The organism is Ralstonia mojiangensis (assembly GCF_023955645.1).
Lineage (GTDB): Bacteria > Pseudomonadota > Gammaproteobacteria > Burkholderiales > Burkholderiaceae > Ralstonia > Ralstonia mojiangensis.
Genome location: NZ_JAMXHU010000001.1, coordinates 666,966 through 685,105, shown reverse-complemented (window position 1 = coordinate 685,105; position 18,140 = coordinate 666,966). Strand labels below are relative to the sequence as shown.

At 64.3% G+C, this 18,140-nt stretch carries 16 protein-coding genes; 9 read left to right on the top strand and 7 right to left on the bottom strand.

Annotation, left to right across the window (positions count from 1 at the left end; genetic code table 11):
• Nucleotides 1-10: 10 nt before the first annotated feature.
• Nucleotides 11-1,567, bottom strand: coding sequence for a helicase HerA-like C-terminal domain-containing protein (locus NG898_RS03150; RefSeq protein WP_252691040.1), 1,557 nt, complete (start codon nt 1,565-1,567; stop codon nt 11-13).
• Between the two features lie 173 nt (nt 1,568-1,740).
• On the opposite strand from NG898_RS03150, the gene NG898_RS03145 reads away from it, so the two are divergent.
• From NG898_RS03145 to rng, 8 genes are all read left to right on the top strand, one after another.
• Entirely contained in the window at nt 1,741-2,466 is a 726-nt protein-coding gene (locus NG898_RS03145) for a YebC/PmpR family DNA-binding transcriptional regulator (RefSeq protein WP_045206095.1), read from the top strand.
• An 83-nt stretch (nt 2,467-2,549) separates the two neighbouring features.
• Complete coding sequence (purD, locus tag NG898_RS03140; RefSeq protein ID WP_252691039.1) at nt 2,550-3,818, top strand: phosphoribosylamine--glycine ligase; 1,269 nt, start codon at nt 2,550-2,552, stop codon at nt 3,816-3,818.
• A gap of 156 nt (nt 3,819-3,974) precedes the next feature.
• Nucleotides 3,975-4,883, top strand: coding sequence for an oxygen-dependent coproporphyrinogen oxidase (gene hemF / locus NG898_RS03135; RefSeq protein WP_045206093.1), 909 nt, complete (start codon nt 3,975-3,977; stop codon nt 4,881-4,883).
• A complete protein-coding gene (locus NG898_RS03130; protein WP_252691038.1) occupies nt 4,880-5,590 on the top strand; it encodes a nicotinate-nucleotide adenylyltransferase in 711 nt (236 codons plus the stop codon). The genes hemF and NG898_RS03130 overlap by 4 nt, the downstream gene beginning before the upstream one ends.
• 73 nt (nt 5,591-5,663) lie before the next feature.
• On the top strand, nt 5,664-6,281 hold the full coding sequence (rsfS, locus tag NG898_RS03125; RefSeq protein WP_252691037.1) for a ribosome silencing factor: 618 nt from the start codon (nt 5,664-5,666) through the stop codon (nt 6,279-6,281).
• Nucleotides 6,282-6,302: 21 nt separating this feature from the next.
• Nucleotides 6,303-6,773 carry a 23S rRNA (pseudouridine(1915)-N(3))-methyltransferase RlmH gene (gene rlmH / locus NG898_RS03120; RefSeq protein WP_027680941.1) on the top strand — a complete coding sequence of 157 codons (471 nt, stop codon included), beginning with the start codon at nt 6,303-6,305 and terminating at the stop codon, nt 6,771-6,773.
• Entirely contained in the window at nt 6,770-7,393 is a 624-nt protein-coding gene (locus NG898_RS03115) for a Maf family protein (protein WP_252691036.1), read from the top strand. Before rlmH ends, NG898_RS03115 begins: the two co-directional genes overlap by 4 nt.
• Before the next feature lie 127 nt (nt 7,394-7,520).
• Nucleotides 7,521-8,990 carry a ribonuclease G gene (rng, locus tag NG898_RS03110; RefSeq protein ID WP_004631026.1) on the top strand — a complete coding sequence of 490 codons (1,470 nt, stop codon included), beginning with the start codon at nt 7,521-7,523 and terminating at the stop codon, nt 8,988-8,990.
• A gap of 20 nt (nt 8,991-9,010) precedes the next feature.
• Here the strand turns inward: rng and NG898_RS03105 are convergent, their stop codons facing one another.
• From NG898_RS03105 to mdlC, 4 genes are all read right to left on the bottom strand, one after another.
• Nucleotides 9,011-10,402: an MFS transporter gene (locus NG898_RS03105; protein WP_252691035.1), complete on the bottom strand. Its 1,392-nt coding sequence runs from the start codon at nt 10,400-10,402 to the stop codon at nt 9,011-9,013.
• 114 nt (nt 10,403-10,516) lie between these two features.
• A complete protein-coding gene (locus NG898_RS03100) occupies nt 10,517-11,452 on the bottom strand; it encodes a ketopantoate reductase family protein (RefSeq protein WP_252691034.1) in 936 nt (311 codons plus the stop codon).
• A 12-nt stretch (nt 11,453-11,464) separates the two neighbouring features.
• Entirely contained in the window at nt 11,465-12,949 is a 1,485-nt protein-coding gene (locus NG898_RS03095) for an aldehyde dehydrogenase (protein ID WP_252691033.1), read from the bottom strand.
• Nucleotides 12,949-14,538, bottom strand: coding sequence for a benzoylformate decarboxylase (gene mdlC / locus NG898_RS03090; RefSeq protein WP_252691032.1), 1,590 nt, complete (start codon nt 14,536-14,538; stop codon nt 12,949-12,951). Before mdlC ends, NG898_RS03095 begins: the two co-directional genes overlap by 1 nt.
• 92 nt (nt 14,539-14,630) lie before the next feature.
• On the opposite strand from mdlC, the gene NG898_RS03085 reads away from it, so the two are divergent.
• The gene (locus NG898_RS03085) at nt 14,631-15,530 is read left to right on the top strand and encodes a LysR family transcriptional regulator (RefSeq protein WP_252691031.1); all 900 of its coding nucleotides are present in this window, start codon (nt 14,631-14,633) and stop codon (nt 15,528-15,530) included.
• A 12-nt stretch (nt 15,531-15,542) separates the two neighbouring features.
• Here the strand turns inward: NG898_RS03085 and NG898_RS03080 are convergent, their stop codons facing one another.
• Nucleotides 15,543-16,139 carry a peroxidase-related enzyme gene (locus tag NG898_RS03080; RefSeq protein ID WP_252691030.1) on the bottom strand — a complete coding sequence of 199 codons (597 nt, stop codon included), beginning with the start codon at nt 16,137-16,139 and terminating at the stop codon, nt 15,543-15,545.
• A gap of 51 nt (nt 16,140-16,190) precedes the next feature.
• Entirely contained in the window at nt 16,191-17,915 is a 1,725-nt protein-coding gene (gene msbA, locus NG898_RS03075) for a lipid A export permease/ATP-binding protein MsbA (protein WP_092969325.1), read from the bottom strand.
• Between the last annotated feature and the right edge of the window lie 225 nt (nt 17,916-18,140).

Here is an 18,140-nt window from a genome sequence, read left to right as displayed (position 1 = left end):
TCGGAGGCGCTCAGCGCTTCTTCGACCCGCCCAGAATGCTGCCCAGCACGCCGCGCACGATTTCGCGCCCGACCGTCGAACCGATGGTGCGCATCGTCGACTTGGCCAACGTTTCGACAATCGAATCGCCACGGCCGCTGCGGCCCGTACCCTTCGTGAGGATTGCGCCGACATCGCCAAGCCAGCCGCCACTCTCCTGTTGCGCTGGCGCTGGCGCCGGTGCTGAACCTGTCGATGCACCGAAATCCGTACCGATGGAACCCGGTGCGGGCACGGATGCCGCCCCGCCCTTCGCCACGCGGCCGCTCAAGATCTCGTACGCCGATTCACGGTCGATTGCTGTGTCGTAGCGGCCCGCCACCAGCGAATTGCTCATCAGTTCGCGGCGCTCGTCATCCGAGATCGGGCCGATACGCGATGCGGGCGGCACGACAAACGCACGCTGCGTAACCTCCGGGCGACCACCCTCGTCAAGCATGGAAATCAGCGCCTCGCCCACGGCCAGTTCGCCGATGGCCTCTTCGATGCTGAACTCCGGGTTCGCGCGCATCGTGGTGGCCGCCGCCTTCACGGCCTTTTGGTCACGCGGTGTGAACGCCCGGAGCGCGTGCTGCACGCGGTTGCCGAGCTGGCCGAGCACCGTGTCCGGCACGTCGGCGGGGTTCTGCGTCACAAAGTAAACGCCCACGCCCTTGGAGCGGATCAGCCGCACCACCTGTTCCACCTTCTGCAGCAGCGACGGCGGCGCATCGTTAAACAGCAGGTGCGCTTCGTCGAAGAAGAAAGCGAGTTTGGGCTTGTCCACGTCGCCCACCTCGGGCAGATGCTCGAACAGCTCGGAGAGCATCCACAGCAGGAACGTCGCGTACAACTTGGGCGCGTTGAGCAGCTTGTCGGCCGCCAGGATGTTGATCACGCCTTGGCCGCGCACCGTCTGCATCAGGTCATTGATGTCGAGCATCGGCTCGCCGAAGAACTGGTCGGCGCCCTGCTCTTCCAGCGCGATCAGGTTGCGCTGGATGGCCCCGATGCTGGCCGACGAGATATTCCCGTACTTGTTCGTGTAGTCCGACGAGTGCTCGCCAACGTGCTGGAGCATCGCGCGCAGATCTTTCATGTCGAGCAGCGCGAGGCCCGAGTCGTCCGCAATCTTGAAGACGAGGTTCAGCACGCCGGTCTGGATGTCGTTCAACTCCAGCATGCGCGAGAGCATCAGCGGGCCCATGTCGGACACGGTGGCACGAACGGGATGGCCGCGTTCGCCATACACATCCCACAACGTGACGGGGCAACCAGCCCATTGCGGCTCTTCCAGGCCACGTTCCTGCAGGCGGACCTTGAGCTTGTCGTTGGATTGACCAGCTTGCGAAATGCCGGTCAGATCACCTTTTACGTCGGCCAGGAAAACCGGTACGCCGATCTTCGACAGGCCCTGCGCGATCGTTTGCAGGGTGACGGTCTTGCCGGTGCCGGTGGCGCCGGTGATCAAGCCATGCCGGTTGGCGAGCTGGGGCAGCAGCACCAACCCCGCTTTGGCGTTCTTGGCAATCAGGATGGGATCGGTCATGGCGTTTGGACGAGGATCAATCTGGGGGGATGACACACCAGCAAGTCGACCGGATGGACGGGGCGGCGGGCGTGTGCAGCATGCTAAAATCCGCGACTGATTATAGAGCGTGCAGGTGGCGTCAAACCGCCATCTGGGCGCCAGATTCCACTGCATTCCGCTCGGAGAGTTTCATGGCCGGTCATTCCAAATGGGCCAATATCAAGCATAAGAAAGCCGCTGCCGACGCCAAGCGCGGCAAAGTTTGGACGCGCCTGATCAAGGAAATCACCGTGGCGGCCCGTCTGGGCGGCGGCGATGCCGACTCCAACCCGCGCCTGCGCCTGGCCATGGACAAGGCCACCGACGCGAACATGCCCAAGGACAACATCAACCGCGCCATCCAGCGCGGTGTGGGCGGCCTGGAAGGCGCGAACTACGAAGAAATCCGCTACGAAGGCTACGGCATCAACGGCGCAGCCATAATCGTCGACTGCTTGACCGACAACCGCACGCGCACCGTGGCTGAAGTCCGTCACGGCTTCGACAAGTACGGCGGCAACATGGGCACATCGGGCTCCGTCGCGTTCCTGTTCGACCACATCGGCCAGTTCATCTTTGCCCCCGGCACGCCCGAAGACAAGCTGATGGACGCCGCGCTGGAAGCCGGCGCCGACGATGTCGTCACGCATGAAGACGGCTCGCTCGAAGTCATCTGCCCGCCGCACGATTTCACCAAGGTCAAGACCGCGCTCGAAGCCGCCGGCTTCAAGGCGGAACTGGCCGAAGTCATCATGAAGCCGCAGACCGAAGTCGAGTTCACCGGCGAAGACGCGGTCAAGATGCAGAAGCTGCTCGACGTCCTGGAAAACCTGGACGACGTGCAGGAAGTCTTCACCAACGCGGTCATCGGGGAGTAAGTCCCGGACACGCGCATAACGGCGATCGACCTCACGATCGCCGTTTTTGTTTTCCAGATTTCGAATTTTTGAGTAGGTACAGCATGAAAGTGATGGTGGTCGGTTCGGGCGGTCGAGAGCACGCCCTGGCATGGAAGCTGGCACGCTCGCCCAAGGTGCAGGTGGTATACGTGGCCCCCGGCAACGGCGGCACGGCGCTCGACAAGCGCCTGCAGAACCTCCCGATCACGGATCCGGAAGTGCTGGCCGCCTTTGCCGAGCGCGAAGGCATCCACTTCACGGTGGTCGGTCCGGAAGCTCCGCTGGCCGCCGGCATCGTCGACCTGTTCCGCGCCAAAGGCTTGCGTATCTTCGGGCCGACCAAGGCCGCCGCGCAGCTCGAATCGTCGAAGGATTTCGCCAAGGCGTTCATGCACCGCCACGGCATTCCGACCGCCAAGTACCAGACCTTTGGCGATGCTGCGCAGGCACATGCGTACGTTGATCAGGAAGGCGCACCGATCGTCATCAAGGCCGATGGCCTGGCCGCCGGCAAGGGCGTGGTCGTGGCAATGACCGCCGAAGAAGCGCACAACGCCATCGACATGATGCTGGCCGACAACCGCCTGGGTGACGCCGGTGCACGCGTTGTGATCGAAGAATTCCTCGCTGGCGAAGAAGCCAGCTTCATCGTCGTGTGCGACGGCAAGAACGTCGTGGCGCTGGCCACCAGCCAGGACCACAAGCGTCTGCTCGACGGCGACGCCGGCCCCAACACGGGCGGCATGGGCGCCTACTCGCCCGCGCCGGTGGTCACGCCCACGCTGCACGCCCGCGCGCTGCGCGAGATCATCATGCCGACCATCCGCGGCATGGAAAAGGACGGCATTCCGTACACCGGTTTCCTGTATGCCGGCCTGATGATCGACGCGGAAGGCAACCCCAAGACGCTCGAATTCAACTGCCGCATGGGCGATCCGGAAACGCAGCCCATCATGGCGCGCATGAAGACCGACCTGTACGACGTGCTCGACCGCGCCATCGACGGCAAACTCGACGGCATGGAGCTGGACTGGGACCGCCGCACCGCGCTGGGCGTGGTCATGGCCGCGCACAATTACCCGGACACGCCGCGCAAAGGCGACGTCATCACCGGCATCCCGAAGGAAACCGAAGACAGCGTCACCTTCCACGCCGGCACCACACTCAAGGACGGCATGTTGACCACCAACGGCGGCCGTGTGCTGTGCGTGGTTGGCCTGGCCGATACCGTCAAAGCGGCCCAGCGTGCGGCGTACAACGCCATCGAGCAGATCCACTTCGACGGCGCCCAGTACCGGACCGATATCGGCCATCGCGCCATCCGCCATTGAGCGACAGCCAGCCGCGCTGGTGCCCCACCATGGGGCAGGCGCGGCATCCGTCACCCCGGGTGATCCCCAACTTGCCCCGGCGGCCCGCCCGCTACAATGGTGACAACCGTATGACTCGGCACGACTCGCCCTTACGAGCGGCCCCTTTCTGATCGCATGGATACCCAAGCCGTCCGCGCCTACCTGCTGGACCTGCAGGACCGCATCACCACTGCCGCCAGCGCGCTGGACGGCGGCACGTTCGTCACCGACGCCTGGGAGAAGCCGCCCACCGAGCGCCTGCGCGGCAGCGGTCGCACCCGCATTCTGGAAGGCGGCGCGCTGCTTGAACGCGGCGGCGTCGGTTTTTCGCACGTGATGGGCGACACCCTCCCCCCGTCGGCAACCGCCAACCGGCCCGAATTGGCCGGGCGCGGGTTCGAGGCGATGGGCGTGTCGCTGGTCTTCCATCCGCGCAACCCGTACGTGCCGACGGTGCACATGAACGTGCGCTGCTTCGTCGCCGTGCGACCCGACGCCGAGCCCGTCTGGTGGTTCGGCGGCGGCATGGATCTCACGCCGTACTACGGCTTCACCGAAGACGCCTCTCACTTCCACCGTACCTGCCAGGGCGCCCTTGCACCTTACGGCGATGAGCTATACCCCCGCTTCAAGCAATGGTGCGACGACTATTTCTATCTCAAACACCGCAAGGAAGCGCGCGGCGTCGGAGGCATCTTCTTCGACGACTTTGCCGAGCTGGGCTTCGAGCGCAGCTTCGAGATGATGCGCTCGGTGGGTGACGCCTTCCTGCCGGCCTGGCTGCCCATCGCCGAGCAACGCCACGCCACGCCCTACGGTGAGCGCGAGCGCGCCTTCCAGGCCTATCGCCGTGGCCGCTATGTCGAGTTCAACCTGGTATTCGACCGCGGCACACTGTTTGGCCTGCAAAGCGGCGGCCGCGCGGAATCGATCCTGATGTCGATGCCGCCGGTGGCGAATTGGCGTTACGACTGGCAGCCGGAACCGGGTTCGCCGGAGGCCGCGCTGTACACCGATTTCCTGCCGGCGCGCGATTGGGTATGACGCTTCCCACGTTCGCGCGTCCCGATCTCGATCGCCCCTACCGGCTTGGCTTGCTGGGCGGCACGTTCGATCCGCCGCACGTCGGCCACATCGCCCTGGCTGAGCTGTGCATTGCCCGCCTCGACCTGGATGAGCTGCTGTGGATTCCGACCGGCGTGTCCTGGCAGAAAGCCGCTGACATCACACCCGCGCCGTTGCGCTTTGCCATGACCGAACTGGCCGCCAACGCGGTCCGCGGCGGCCGCGCCCGAGTCCACGCGAGCAGCATGGAAGTCGACCGCCACGGCCCCAGCTACACCATCGACACCGTGCGTGAATTGCGCGGTGTTTACGGCCCGGATACCTCCATGGCGTGGCTCATGGGCGCCGACCAGCTTGTCGGCCTGGACACCTGGCACGGCTGGCAGGACCTGTTCGAATACGTCCACTTGTGCGTCGCCACGCGCCCCGGTTTCGACCTTCAGGCGCTGCATGCGCCGGTGCAACGCGAACTCGATGTGCGCCGGGGCGACACAGCATTGATACAATGCGCACCCGCCGGCCATATGTGGATCGACCAGACCCTGGCTGTCGACCTGTCATCCACCCGCCTGCGCCAGCAACTTGCCACTGGTGCGCGCTGCGACGCCGACCTGCCCGCTGGTGTGGCCGACCTGATCCAATCGCATTCGCTGTACCGCCGTGCCAATGGCACGGTCAGTGCTTGACCGCGTGATTGACCACATTCACGCGCTTTTTCTGACCTTTTTTCTCGCCCTTTAAACGTTCTTCTCACTCAGTATGGATATTCGCAAACTACAACGCGTGATCGTCGACGCGCTCGAAGACGTCAAGGCGCAAGACATCAAGGTCTTCAATACGACCCATCTGACCGAACTGTTCGACCGCACGGTCATCGCCAGCGGCACGTCCAATCGCCAAACGAAGGCCCTCGCCGCATCGGTGCGTGACGCCGTCAAGGAAGCCGGCGGCCACATCATCGCCGTGGAAGGCGAAGACGTGGGCGAATGGGTGCTGGTCGACTGCGGCGACGCCGTGGTCCACATCATGCAGCCGCAACTTCGCCAGTACTACAACCTCGAAGAGATTTGGGGCGACAAGCCGGTGCGCATCGAACTGGGCGGCACCGGCAAGCGCGGCCTGCCCAAGGCCAGCGAAGGTTACGACGACGAGGAAGACGAGGCCGAAGAGGTCACGCCGGCCAAGCGCCGCACCACCAAGCCGAAGCTGGCAGGCGAACGCCCGACCAAGGCCGCCGCACCGGCCAAGAAGGCTCCCGCCAAGAAACCCGCCACCAAGCGGACAACCGGTGCTGGCAAGACCGCCACCAAGACCGCCGCAAAAACGGCAACCAAGACGGTAGCCAAGCGCGCTCCGGCCAAGAAACGCGCAGCGTAACGTCGAGCACGCAGTCTCGCCATGCAGTTGCTGATCGTTGCCGTGGGGCACAAGATGCCGTCCTGGATCGAGGACGGCTTCTCTGAATATGCCAAGCGCATGCCGCCCGAACTGCGCATCGAACTGCGCGAAATCAAGCCTGAGCAGCGCTCCGGCAGCCGCACCGCCGCCACCGTCATGCAACTTGAAGCAGCGCGCATTGAAGCCGCGCTGCCGAAGGGCTGCCGGATGATCGCACTGGATGAGCGCGGCAAAGACCTCACCACAGTCGCACTCGCAGAATCCCTCACCGGATGGCAACAGGAAGGCGGCGACATCGCCTTCGTGATCGGCGGCGCGGACGGGCTGGACCCGGCGCTCAAGGCCAAGGCTCGTACGCTGATCCGCCTATCGAGCCTGACGCTGCCGCACGGCATGGTGCGCGTGCTGCTGGCCGAGCAGCTCTACCGCGCGTGGAGCATCACGCAAAACCACCCGTACCACCGCGTATGACCATGGATGCACCCGGCGCGCCACACCTCTATCTCGCCTCGCAGAGCCCGCGCCGGCAGGAACTGTTGCGCCAGATCGGCGCGCGTTTCGATCTGCTGCTGGCCAACGACGATGAAGATGCCGAAGCGCTGGAAGCCGTGCTCCCGGGCGAGACGCCCGATGACTACGTCCAGCGTGTCTGCGCATTGAAGGCACAGGCCGCGGTGCGCCGCCGCATTGCACGCAACCTCCCTGCCCTGCCGATCCTCACGTCTGACACCACGGTCTGCTTGGGCGGCGAGATCCTCGGCAAACCGACCGACGCCGCCGATGCCCACCGCATGCTGCGCGCCATGTCGGGCCGCGAACACCGGGTGCTGACCGCCGTCACCGTCGTCAAGGCCGACGGCACGCCCATGCATGCGCTGTCCATTTCGGACGTGCGCTTTGCCGTGCTGACGGACAACGACATCGCCCGCTACATCGCCAGCGGCGAGCCCTTCGGCAAGGCGGGCGCGTACGGCATCCAGGGTCGCGCGGCCGCCTTTGTGGCCCATATTTCGGGAAGCTATTCGGGTATCATGGGTCTACCCTTGTTCGAGACCGCCGCACTGCTCGCACAGGCGAGCATCACGCTATAACTCGCCCCTGACCGGCCGCTGAAGCACGCACCGGACAGCGTGCGAGGGCCGGTTTCAAGACACGCTTCGGGCGCATACGATCAAGCCCTGAGGCGGGTGCTGAAACCCGCTCTCTTGGTACCTCTCCATGTCCGAAGACATCCTCGTCAATATCACGCCGCAAGAAACGCGCGTGGCCATCGTCCAGCAAGCCGCCGTTCAAGAACTTCACATCGAGCGCACACTGACGCGCGGCTTGGTCGGCAATATTTACCTTGGCAAAGTGGTGCGCGTGCTGCCCGGCATGCAATCGGCCTTTATCGATATCGGGCTGGAGCGTGCGGCGTTTTTGCATGTGGCCGACATCTGGCACCCGCGCGACGCCAAGGACGCGCCGCCCACACCGCAGGTCGCCATCGAGAAGACGCTCTTCGAAGGCCAGGCGCTGATGGTGCAGGTCATCAAGGATCCGATCGGCACCAAGGGCGCTCGGCTGTCCACGCAAGTCAGCATTGCCGGCCGCACGCTGGTGTATCTGCCGCAAGACCCGCACATCGGGATCTCGCAGAAGATCGGCAACGAGGCCGAGCGTGAGGCGCTGCGCGCGCGCGTGACCGCCATGGTGCCCACTGAGGAACGCGGTGGCTTCATCGTGCGCACCATCGCCGAAGAGTCGACCGACGAAGAACTGGCCAACGACGTTGCTTACCTGCGCAAGATCTGGGCGACCATCCGTCACAACGCGACCACCCTGCCCGCCCCGTCGATCCTGTATCAGGACCTCAACCTCGCCCAGCGCGTGCTGCGCGATTTCGTGACGGACGAAACGCGCAGCATCCAGGTCGATTCGCGCGAGAACCACCAGAAGCTCGTCGAGTTTGCGCAGGAATACACGCCCGCCGTGGTCGAGCGCCTGACGCATTACACCGGCGAACGGCCGATCTTCGATCTGTACAACATCGAGGCGGAAGTCGAGCGCGCGCTATCGCGCCGGGTCGACCTGAAATCGGGCGGCTACCTGATGATCGACCAGACCGAGGCGATGACGACGATCGACGTCAACACCGGCGGTTACGTGGGCGCACGAAACTTCGACGACACGATCTTCAAGACCAACCTGGAAGCGGCCCACACCATTGCGCGGCAACTGCGGCTGCGCAACCTGGGCGGCATCATCATCATCGACTTCATCGATATGGAGTCGGCCGAGCATCGCGACGCGGTGCTGGCAGAACTGCGCAAGGCGCTGTCACGCGACCGCACCCGCATCACCGTCAACAGTTTCTCGCAGCTCGGGCTGGTGGAGATGACGCGCAAGCGCACGCGGGAGTCGCTCGCGCATGTGCTGTGCGAGCAATGCCCGGTGTGCCAAGGCAAGGGTCAGGTGAAGACGCCGCGCACGGTGTGCTACGACATCCTGCGCGAAATCATGCGTGAGTCGCGGCAGTTCAATCCGCGCGAATTCCGCATCCTCGCTTCACAATCGGTGATTGATCTGTTCCTGGAAGAAGAAAGCCAGCACCTTGCGATGCTGGGCGATTTCATCGGCAAGCCGATTTCGCTGCAGGTGGAATCGTCGGCGGCCAGCCAGGAGCAATACGACATCATCCTGATGTAGCACTGCTCCCAGCGCGGCAGCTACGGTTTGGCCGGGCTGCCGTGCGAAACCGGCGCGGCTGCCATGGATGCTCGCGCACGCTCCGTCAGACGCGGAATTTGCTCGCGCATGGCGAGCAGCGCGGCCAACACCACCAACATCACGATTCCGAGCATGGCCAGATAGGCCACGGAGCCGCCAGCGGTGATGACGATTGCGCCGGCAAACGCGCTGAGAATGGCCCCCAGCCGCCCAAATGCCACCGCCGATGCCGTGCCTGTCGCGCGCACGGCCGTCGGATAAACGTAGGCGCACAGCGCATACATCGTCGATTGCACTGCGTTGACGAACAGCCCGTGCAGCCCAAGGCCGACGATCAGCAAGTTCGTGTTGAGCTTGGCATCGACACCCTGCAACGCAAAGGCGCTCACGGCAGCGCCCACGCAACACAGCGCCATTGGCCAACGTGAACCCCAGCGCGCGATGGTGACCGCGCAGACCAACGCGCCGATCACCCCGCCAAGGTTGTACGCCGTCAGCCCCGAGCCCGCCACGCTCACGCTCAAACCTTCTGAAGCCAGCATCGTCGGCAGCCAGCTGAACGCCGCGTACACGGCGAGCAGACACATGAAGAAGGCCGCCCAAAGCGCCACCGTATCGCGCGCCTGCCCGGGGGAAAAAAGCGAGCGGAAACTCGCGTGCTGAATGACCTTCTGGCCAGCGACATCGGCAAACGCGGTATTGGCGGGCACATCGCGCCCCATCTTCGATAGCAGATGCGCCAGTTGCGGCCAGTGCGATTGACGTCGCGCCAGGAAGCGCGGCGATTCAGGCAGCGCGGCCACCAACACAAATCCAAGCACGAGCGGCAGCGCACCGCCAATCCAGAACAGCCCTCGCCAGCCATAAAGTGGCAGCACGTGGCCGGCAAACAGGCCTGCCAGCATCCCGCCCAGCGGCACGCATACGATCGTGGCCGTCACGGCCAGCGTGCGACGACGCGCAGGCGTGAACTCCGCCGTCATCGTCGTGGAGCTTGGCAGCGCGCCACCAATTCCCAGGCCTGCGATAAATCGCAGCGCGGCAATCGTCGCCACATTGGGTGCGAAACCGATCGAGCACGTCGCTACGCCAAACACGAACACGCTGCCGATCAACGCCCAGCGTCGCCCAAAGCGATCGGCAAACAGGCCCGCCAACGCGCTGCCCAGCCCCATGCCGATGAGGCCCGCCGCCACCGCTGGGGCGAACGCATTGCGCGTGATGCCCCACTCCTTGATGAGCACGGGGATGGCGAAACCGATCAACTGGCCGTCAAAGCCGTCCATGACGATGGCGAAGGCCGCAAGCAGCACCGCCATCTTCTGTGCGAGGGAAAACGGCCCATCATCAAGGACCGTGCCGATATCGACCGTGGTCTGGTTTCCGTTCATACCGGCCCCCGTTTGGACGCCGCGCTCGGTAATCTGGAATTGCACTTCATGTGGTTGTCTCCGTTGAGGTGGCGTCTGCGCGCCATCGAATAAAACCCTGGGTATCTCCGCCAGCTAGGGGGCTTGCTGAGGCACGGACCGCGCCTGCACCAACCGCACCAATTGCATCAACGTTTCGGTGTGCGGCACGGGCACGCCATGCCGCCGCGCTGTTGCCACCACGGCGCCATTGATGGATTCGATCTCGGTCGGCCGCCCGGCCAGCATGTCCTGCAGCATCGACGGCTTGTGTCCGCGATGCGCGACGATGGCGTGTCGCACGTTGTCGCTCACCTTGGTGACATCGACGTTGATGCCGCTGGCGCGCGCCACGGCCAGCACTTCGTCCACGATGGTCAGCGCCAAGGCTGGGCCGTCCTCCACCGCGCTTAGCGCATCGACTGGCTGGTTCAGCACCGTGCACAGCGGATTGAGCGCGGCATTGAAGGCGACCTTCTCCCACACGGCGCCCCACACGTTGTCATCGGCCTGACAGTTCAGACCGGCGGCGGATAGCGTATCCACCACGCGTGCGAGTATCGGAGGCCGCTCGCCGTCTGCGCTCATCAGGCGAATCACGCCCGCGCCGTGAGAACACACGTGACCCGGGCCAGCCAAATCTGCGGGCCACGTCGTGACGCCAACAAAGATGCGCGCTCGCGGCACCAACGAAGCCAGCGCCTCCACGTTGCCCAGCCCGTTCTGAAGCGTCAGCACATGCGTCGATTCACCCATCAGGTGACGCACGCTCGCAAGTGCCGCGCGCGTGTGCATCGACTTGGTAAAGACGATCACCAAGTCAGGTACGTCTGTCGCGTCGCCTGGACGCAGGGCCTGCAGATTGCGGACGTGGCGGTCGCCGGTGTCGGTTTCCAGCCGCAAACCGTGTGCGGCAATCGCGTGCAGATGCGCATCGTTGATGTCGAGCAGCGTGACGTGCTGGCCGGCTTCGGCCAGCAGCCCGCCAAACAACGAGCCCATCGCACCCGCGCCGAGGATCGCGATCTTCATTGGCATCTCAGCTCAGAACGGGTAATGGCGCGGCGTGGTCTGCACCGTCATCCAACGCAACTCGGTGAACTCCGCCACGCCAGCGCGGCCGCCGAAGCGCCCGAAGCCGCTTGCCTTGACGCCACCAAACGGCATCTGCGCCTCATCGTGCACGGTGGGGCCATTGATGTGGCAGATACCGGATTCGATGCGGCGGGCTACGTTCATCGCGCGGGCTACATCGCGGCTGAACACGGCGGACGACAGACCATATGCGTTGTCATTCGCACAGGCGACGGCGGCATCGTCACCGCTCACGCGTACGATGCCCTTGACCGGGCCGAACGATTCTTCCGCGTAGATCAGCATGTCAGGCGTGACGTGGTCGAGCAGCGTGGCGGGCATCAACGTGCTGGTGGCCTTGCCGCCGCACAGCAGTTTCGCGCCCTTGGCGAGGGCGTCGTCGATAAGGTGATTGCAGCGGTCGACTGTGCTCATGTCGACCACTGAGCCAAGCACCGCCGGCCCTTTGCGCGGATCGCCCAGCGGCAGCGCTGCAGCCTTGGCTGCCAGCTTGGCGACAAACGCATCGGCGATGGCTTCGTCGACGATGATGCGCTCGGTGGACATGCAGATCTGGCCAGAATTGGCGAATGCGCCAAACGCCGCACCATCGACCGCGGCATCGATATCCGCATCCGACAGCACCAGCAGCGGCGCCTTGCCGCCCAACTCCAGCACAACAGGTTTCAGATACGTCGCGCAGGTCTGCGCGATGATCCGACCCACACGCGTGGAACCCGTAAAGTTGACGCGCCGCACAGCCGGGTGCGCGATCATCGCTTCCACTACCGCGCCCGCATCGGCCGGAGCATTCGTCACGAAATTCACGACGCCATTTGGCAAGCCAGCCTCTTGCAAGGCTTCGACGATGAGCCCGTGCGTGGCGGGCGAAATTTCCGAGCCCTTCAATACGACGGTGTTCCCGCATGCCAGCGGCAACGCAATCGCGCGCACAGCGAGGATGACTGGCGCGTTCCACGGTGCAATGCCCAGCACCACGCCTGCCGGCTGGCGCACGCCCATCGCGAGGCTGCCCGGCACGTCAGATGGAATGATCTCGCCCGCAATCTGCGTGACCATGGCGGCGGCTTCCAGCAAACCATTCGCAGCGAGATGCACATTGAAACCCGCCCACAGCGCGGAGGCGCCCGTCTCCGCGGCCATCGCCGCAGCAAAAGCATCGCCCTTGGCTTCGAGCGCTTGCGCAGCGCGCATCAGCAACGCACGGCGCTCAGTCGGGCCCATCGCCGCCCAGGCCGGGAATGCGGCTGCAGCGGCATCGACGGCGCGGCGCGCATCGTCCGGCGTGGCGGCGGGTGCACGCGTAGCCACGGTGCCGTCGAGCGGGTTACGCCGCTCGAAGACGGCGCCGCTGGCGGCTTGCACGCTCTCGCCGTTGATCAGCATCGAGATGGACTGAACCGCATCCGACGGGGCAATGTTCGTGTTTGTCATCAAGCGATCTCCACTTCAATCAAGGTTGGTCCGGCGGAATGCAGGGCTGTACGCAGTACGGCTTCCAACGCATGCGGGTCGCTCACGCGCTCGCCTGCGCAGCCCATCGCGCGGGCCAGGCCGACAAAATCGATGCCGTGCAGATCCGTGCCCTGCACGGCGTCGGTCGGCGCAAAGCCGAACACCGGCGCGAAATCCTGCAGGGCAGCATAGCGGCGGTTGTTCAGGATCACGAATGTCATGGGCAACTTGAGCAGCGCTGCGCTCCACAGCGCCTGGATGGAATACATGCTGGATCCATCGCCAATCAGGCCGATCACGCGAGCGCCAGGTTTGGCGAGTGCCACGCCGACCGCGGCCGGCATGCCGTAGCCCAAGCCGCCGCTGTCCATCGTGTAGAACGCTCCCGAACGTCGCATCGGCAAGTAAGCCTGCATGGTTGAGCGCGCACTCGGAGCCTCTTCGACGACGATGTCTGCCGGGCCGCGCACCGTATCGAGCGTCTGCAGAACAAAGGCAGCCGACATGGGCGAGCCCGGCTCGGCTCGCGGCGATTTGACGCGTGGCGCAGGCAGCGGCCGTGCCGGTGGCGCTGGGCGGGCGAGCAGATCCAGCACACCCAAGCGGATGTTGCCAACGGCGGAAATGCCCTCAGGCGTCCACGCAGCGGTCGCTGGATCGTCGATCAACTGCACGAGCTTCGCACCGACCGGCACATGCGGCCCATGGCCTTCCACGTGATACGTAAACGCCGGGGCGCCGAGTGCAAACACCACGTCGTGCCCCTGCAACAGGCTGACGATCTTTTCACGCATCGCGGGCAGGAAACCGGCGAACAGGCGGTGGTCTTCGGGAAACGCGCCACGCCCGGCCATTGGTGCGGTGAACACGCGCGCGTTGTGCCTCTCGGCGAGTTGCACGACGGCGTCCCACGCGCCAGCGCGGTCAATTGCTGCCCCCACCACGAACGCCGGCCGCTGCGCCGCGTCAAGCAGGTCGCCGATACGCGCCAACGTGGCAGGATCGGGCCGCACCGCGGTGGCAACTTCGTGCACGGCAACGGGCTCCGTCGGCTGATCCCAGTCATCCACCGGAATCGACACCAGAACGGGGCCTCGCGGCTCCTGCATCGCGATGTGATACGCACGAGCCAGCGCCAGCGGCACGTCCTGCGCACGCGCGGGCTCGATGCTCCATTTGACGTACGGCTTGGCCAACTCGGTCGCCTGGTTGGAAGCGAGGAACGGGTCGAACGGCAGGATCGACCTCGCCTGCTGTCCGGCGGTGATCACCAGCGGCGTGCGATTCTTGAAGGCCGTAAAGATGTTGCCCATGGCGTTGCCAACACCGGCCGCCGAGTGCAGGTTCACCAGCGCGGCATTGCCTGTGGCCTGTGCGAATCCGTCCGCCATGCCCACCACCACGGCTTCCTGTAACCCCAGGATGTAGCGAAAATCCTCCGGAAAATCGCGAAACATCGGCAGCTCGGTCGAGCCCGGATTGCCAAACACGTGGGTCATGCCGAGCCGGCGCAGCAGCTCGATGGTGGCGTCGCGCACGGTGGTCAGCGCGAGCGAAGTGCGGGTCATACGGGCAGCCTCCTTGGAACAGGCTGCCAGTATGGAACCCGTAGTTCTTAACGCGATATTGAATTATTTCGCCAAAGTCATTACCTTTTGGCATGACTTTCGATCTGCGCCAGTTACGCGCCTTTACCACCATCGTTTCTGCGGGCAGCCTTGGGCGTGCGGCAGAGGTTCTCCACGTCACGCAGCCGGCGCTCAGCCGCATCATCAAGCGGCTGGAAGACGAAGTGGGCGCCCCGCTATTCGAGCGGCATTCCAAGGGAATGCAACTGACCGCCATCGGGCAGGCGCTCCTGCCGCACGCGTCGCTGCTGCAGCGCGAGGCCGATTACGCACAGGAAGAGATCGACGCGATGCGTGGGCTTGCCAAGGGCACCATCCGCGTGGGCGCGGTCGGGAGCATTGCGAGCTATGTGTTGCCGCTGGCCGTCGGCACGTTGGTCGCACGGTGGCCGAACCTGCGCGTGGAAATTCTCGAAGGCGTGTGGGATCGCTTGGCCGAAGGACTGGTCAAGCACGAAATCGATCTCGCGTTGTCGATGGCGATGCCAGATACCGACGAAATCATCGCTATCGCGGATTGCCGCTGGGAGGATGCGAGTTTCGTGGTCGCATCGCCGGAGCATTCGCTACGCCATCGCCCTGGCCTGACATTGGCCGATACGCTGGAGGCATTCTGGGCCGTTCCGCCGCGCGGCACCGGCCCGTACGAGCACATGCGTCAGATATTCGAGGCAGCCGGACTTGGCTTGCCGAACATCGTGGTGGAAACGCGCTCGGTGACGGCACTCAAGAGCCTCGTGGCGCGCTCCGGATTCCTGAGCTGGATGGCAGAACCGATGATCGATGCGGAGCGCCGCGCCGGCGTGATCGAGCCGCTGCCGATTCCCGGCTTGGTGGCGCGCCGCACCCTCACGGCGTTCCGGCGTCGACACGGCATCCTGCCGAGTCCCGCCGTCAAGCTGCTCGAAGCGCTGCGCGAGCTGACGGCGTAGGCCCGTTGCGCCCTATTTCTTCTCGCGCGGCAAGCGGCCGAGCAGGAAGAACTCGTCATTGGGCCGCATCGAAATTACATTCGCCATGCGGTTCGACAGGCCAAAGAACGCGGTGATGCCGGTGATGTCCCAGATGTCCTCGTCATCGAAACCGTGCGCGCGCAACGCTTCATAGTCGGCGTCATTGACGGTGTGCGAAGCGGTGCAGACCTTCATCGCAAAGTCGAGCATGGCGCGCTGGCGCGGCGTGATGTCGGCCTTGCGGTAATTGACGGCAACCTGGTCGGCCACCAGCGGATTCTTCTCGTAGATGCGCAGGATGGCACCGTGCGCGACCACGCAATACAGGCATTGGTTGGTGGCGGAAGTGGCGACCACGATCATCTCGCGCTCGCCCTTGGTGAGGCTGCTGCCTTCGCGCAGCATCAGCGCATCGTGGTACGCGAAGAAGGCGCGGCATTCGTCGGGCCGATGTGAAAGCGCCAGGAAGACGTTCGGCACAAAGCCGCTCTTCTCCTGCACTTCCAGGATGCGCGCACGGATGTCTTCGGGAATGTCGGCCAGCTCAGGAACAGGGAACCGGCTAATGGGCGGCGTGGTGGTCGTCACGATGTCTCCTTTGATTTGAGCATCCTGAGCACGCCGCCCGAAAGGCAAGGCTTACTGGGTAGCGAACTGGATGCGATGGAGTCCAGCATACAACCCATCGCGCTCGATGAGTTCGCGGTGCGTTCCGGCTTCGGCAATCTTGCCGTGCTCCAGCACGATGATGCGGTCGGCGTTTTCAATGGTCGACAGACGGTGCGCGATCACCAGCGTCGTACGGCCTTCCATCAGCCGTTCGAGCGCGGCCTGCACCTGGCGCTCAGACTCCGAATCCAGCGCGGAAGTCGCTTCATCCAGGATCAGGATTGGCGCGTCTTTGTAGATCGCGCGGGCAATCGCCAGGCGCTGGCGCTGGCCACCGGACAACTTCGAACCGTTGTCGCCGACATTGGTATCGATGCCCTCGGGCAGGTTGTCGACCACATCGGTCAGGTAGGCCGCTTCCAGCGCACGGCGCACGCGGGCCATGTCGATCTCAGAGGCGTCGCGCGCGCCATAGGCCACGTTGGCAGCAATGGTGTCATTGAACAGCACCACATCTTGGCTCACAAAAGCGATCTGACGGCGCAGGTCATACAGCGCCAGATCCGCCAGCGCATCGCCATCGAGCGAGATCGTGCCCGAGGTCGGATCGAAGAAGCGCGGGAGCAGGTTCACCAGCGTGGTCTTGCCGCTGCCCGACGGCCCGACCAGCGCGACGACCTCGCCCGGCTTGACGTGCAGATTCACGTTGTCGAGCGCCGCCCGACCATCTTCGCCGTAACGGAAGGTGACGTTATCGAAGCGGACATCGCCGCGGGCGCGATCGATCTTCTTGCCGCCTTCTTGCGGTTCAATCGGCGTGTCGATCAGGCCGAAAATAAACTCGGCGGCGGTCAGGCCCCGCTGCAGCGGCTGATTCACGTCGGTCAGGTGCTTGAGCGGCGAAATCAGCAACAGCATCGCCATCACAAAGCCGGTAAAGCCGCCGACCGTGGTCTGATTGGCCTGCGCCTGCATCATGGCAATGGCCAGGATGATCGACAGCGCCAGCGCGGCCAGAAACTGCGTCACCGGCTGGTTCAGGCCACCGGCCACGGCCACGCGCATGGCGTAACCACGTAGACGATTCGTCATGGCATTGAAGCGCAGCGATTCATACGCCTCGCCACCGTGCAGCTTGACGACCTTGTAACCGCCCACGGCCTCTTCCACCACATAGGCGGCCTGGTTGGTCAGGTTTTGGCTCTCGCGGTTGAGCGAGCGCAGGCGGCGGTTGATACGCGACATCAGCAGCCCGATGATCGGCAGGATCACTGCCACCACCAGCGTCAGGCGCCAGTTGGTGTAGAAGAGGAAGATCAACAGCGCCAGCACCGTCATTGAATCGCGCACCAGCGTGATGAACACACCGGTCAGCACCTGCAGCACCTGGTTGACCTCAAAGATGACCGCGTTGATGATCGACGCCGCCGTATTGCGCTGATAGTACGAGGCCGGCGCCTGCAGCAGGCGCTCGAACATCTTCATCCGCAGATTCAGCAGCACCTTGTTCGACACGAGGCTCAACAGATACGTCGATGCAAATTGCGCGATGCCGCGCACCACGGCAATACCCACCAACATGGCAGGCACCTGCCACAGCTTGCCGGCGTATTCGCCGCCGAAGCCCTGATCCAGCAAATCCTTCACGACTTTGGGGATGATCCCCTCCGTGGCTGCCACCACGCCCATGGCAACCATTGCCAGGATGAAAGCGGTCAATTCGGGGCGCAGGTAGCCCCACAACCGCTTGAGCATCGGCTTGGCGGGCGCTGGGTGATCAGACTTTGCTTGTATACTCACGGCGTTTTCAAATGAGGGTGGGCAGCTTGCGTCGCATGGCGATCGGCTCTGCCGACATCAAGTGCGTTGCAGCGGCTGTCATCCGACAGACGGGCGACCCGGCATTTTAGCGGCAATCCACCACCCGGCCCATCCTGCTGCGCAATCCCCGGTCAAGACGGACCGACGCATCATCTGACG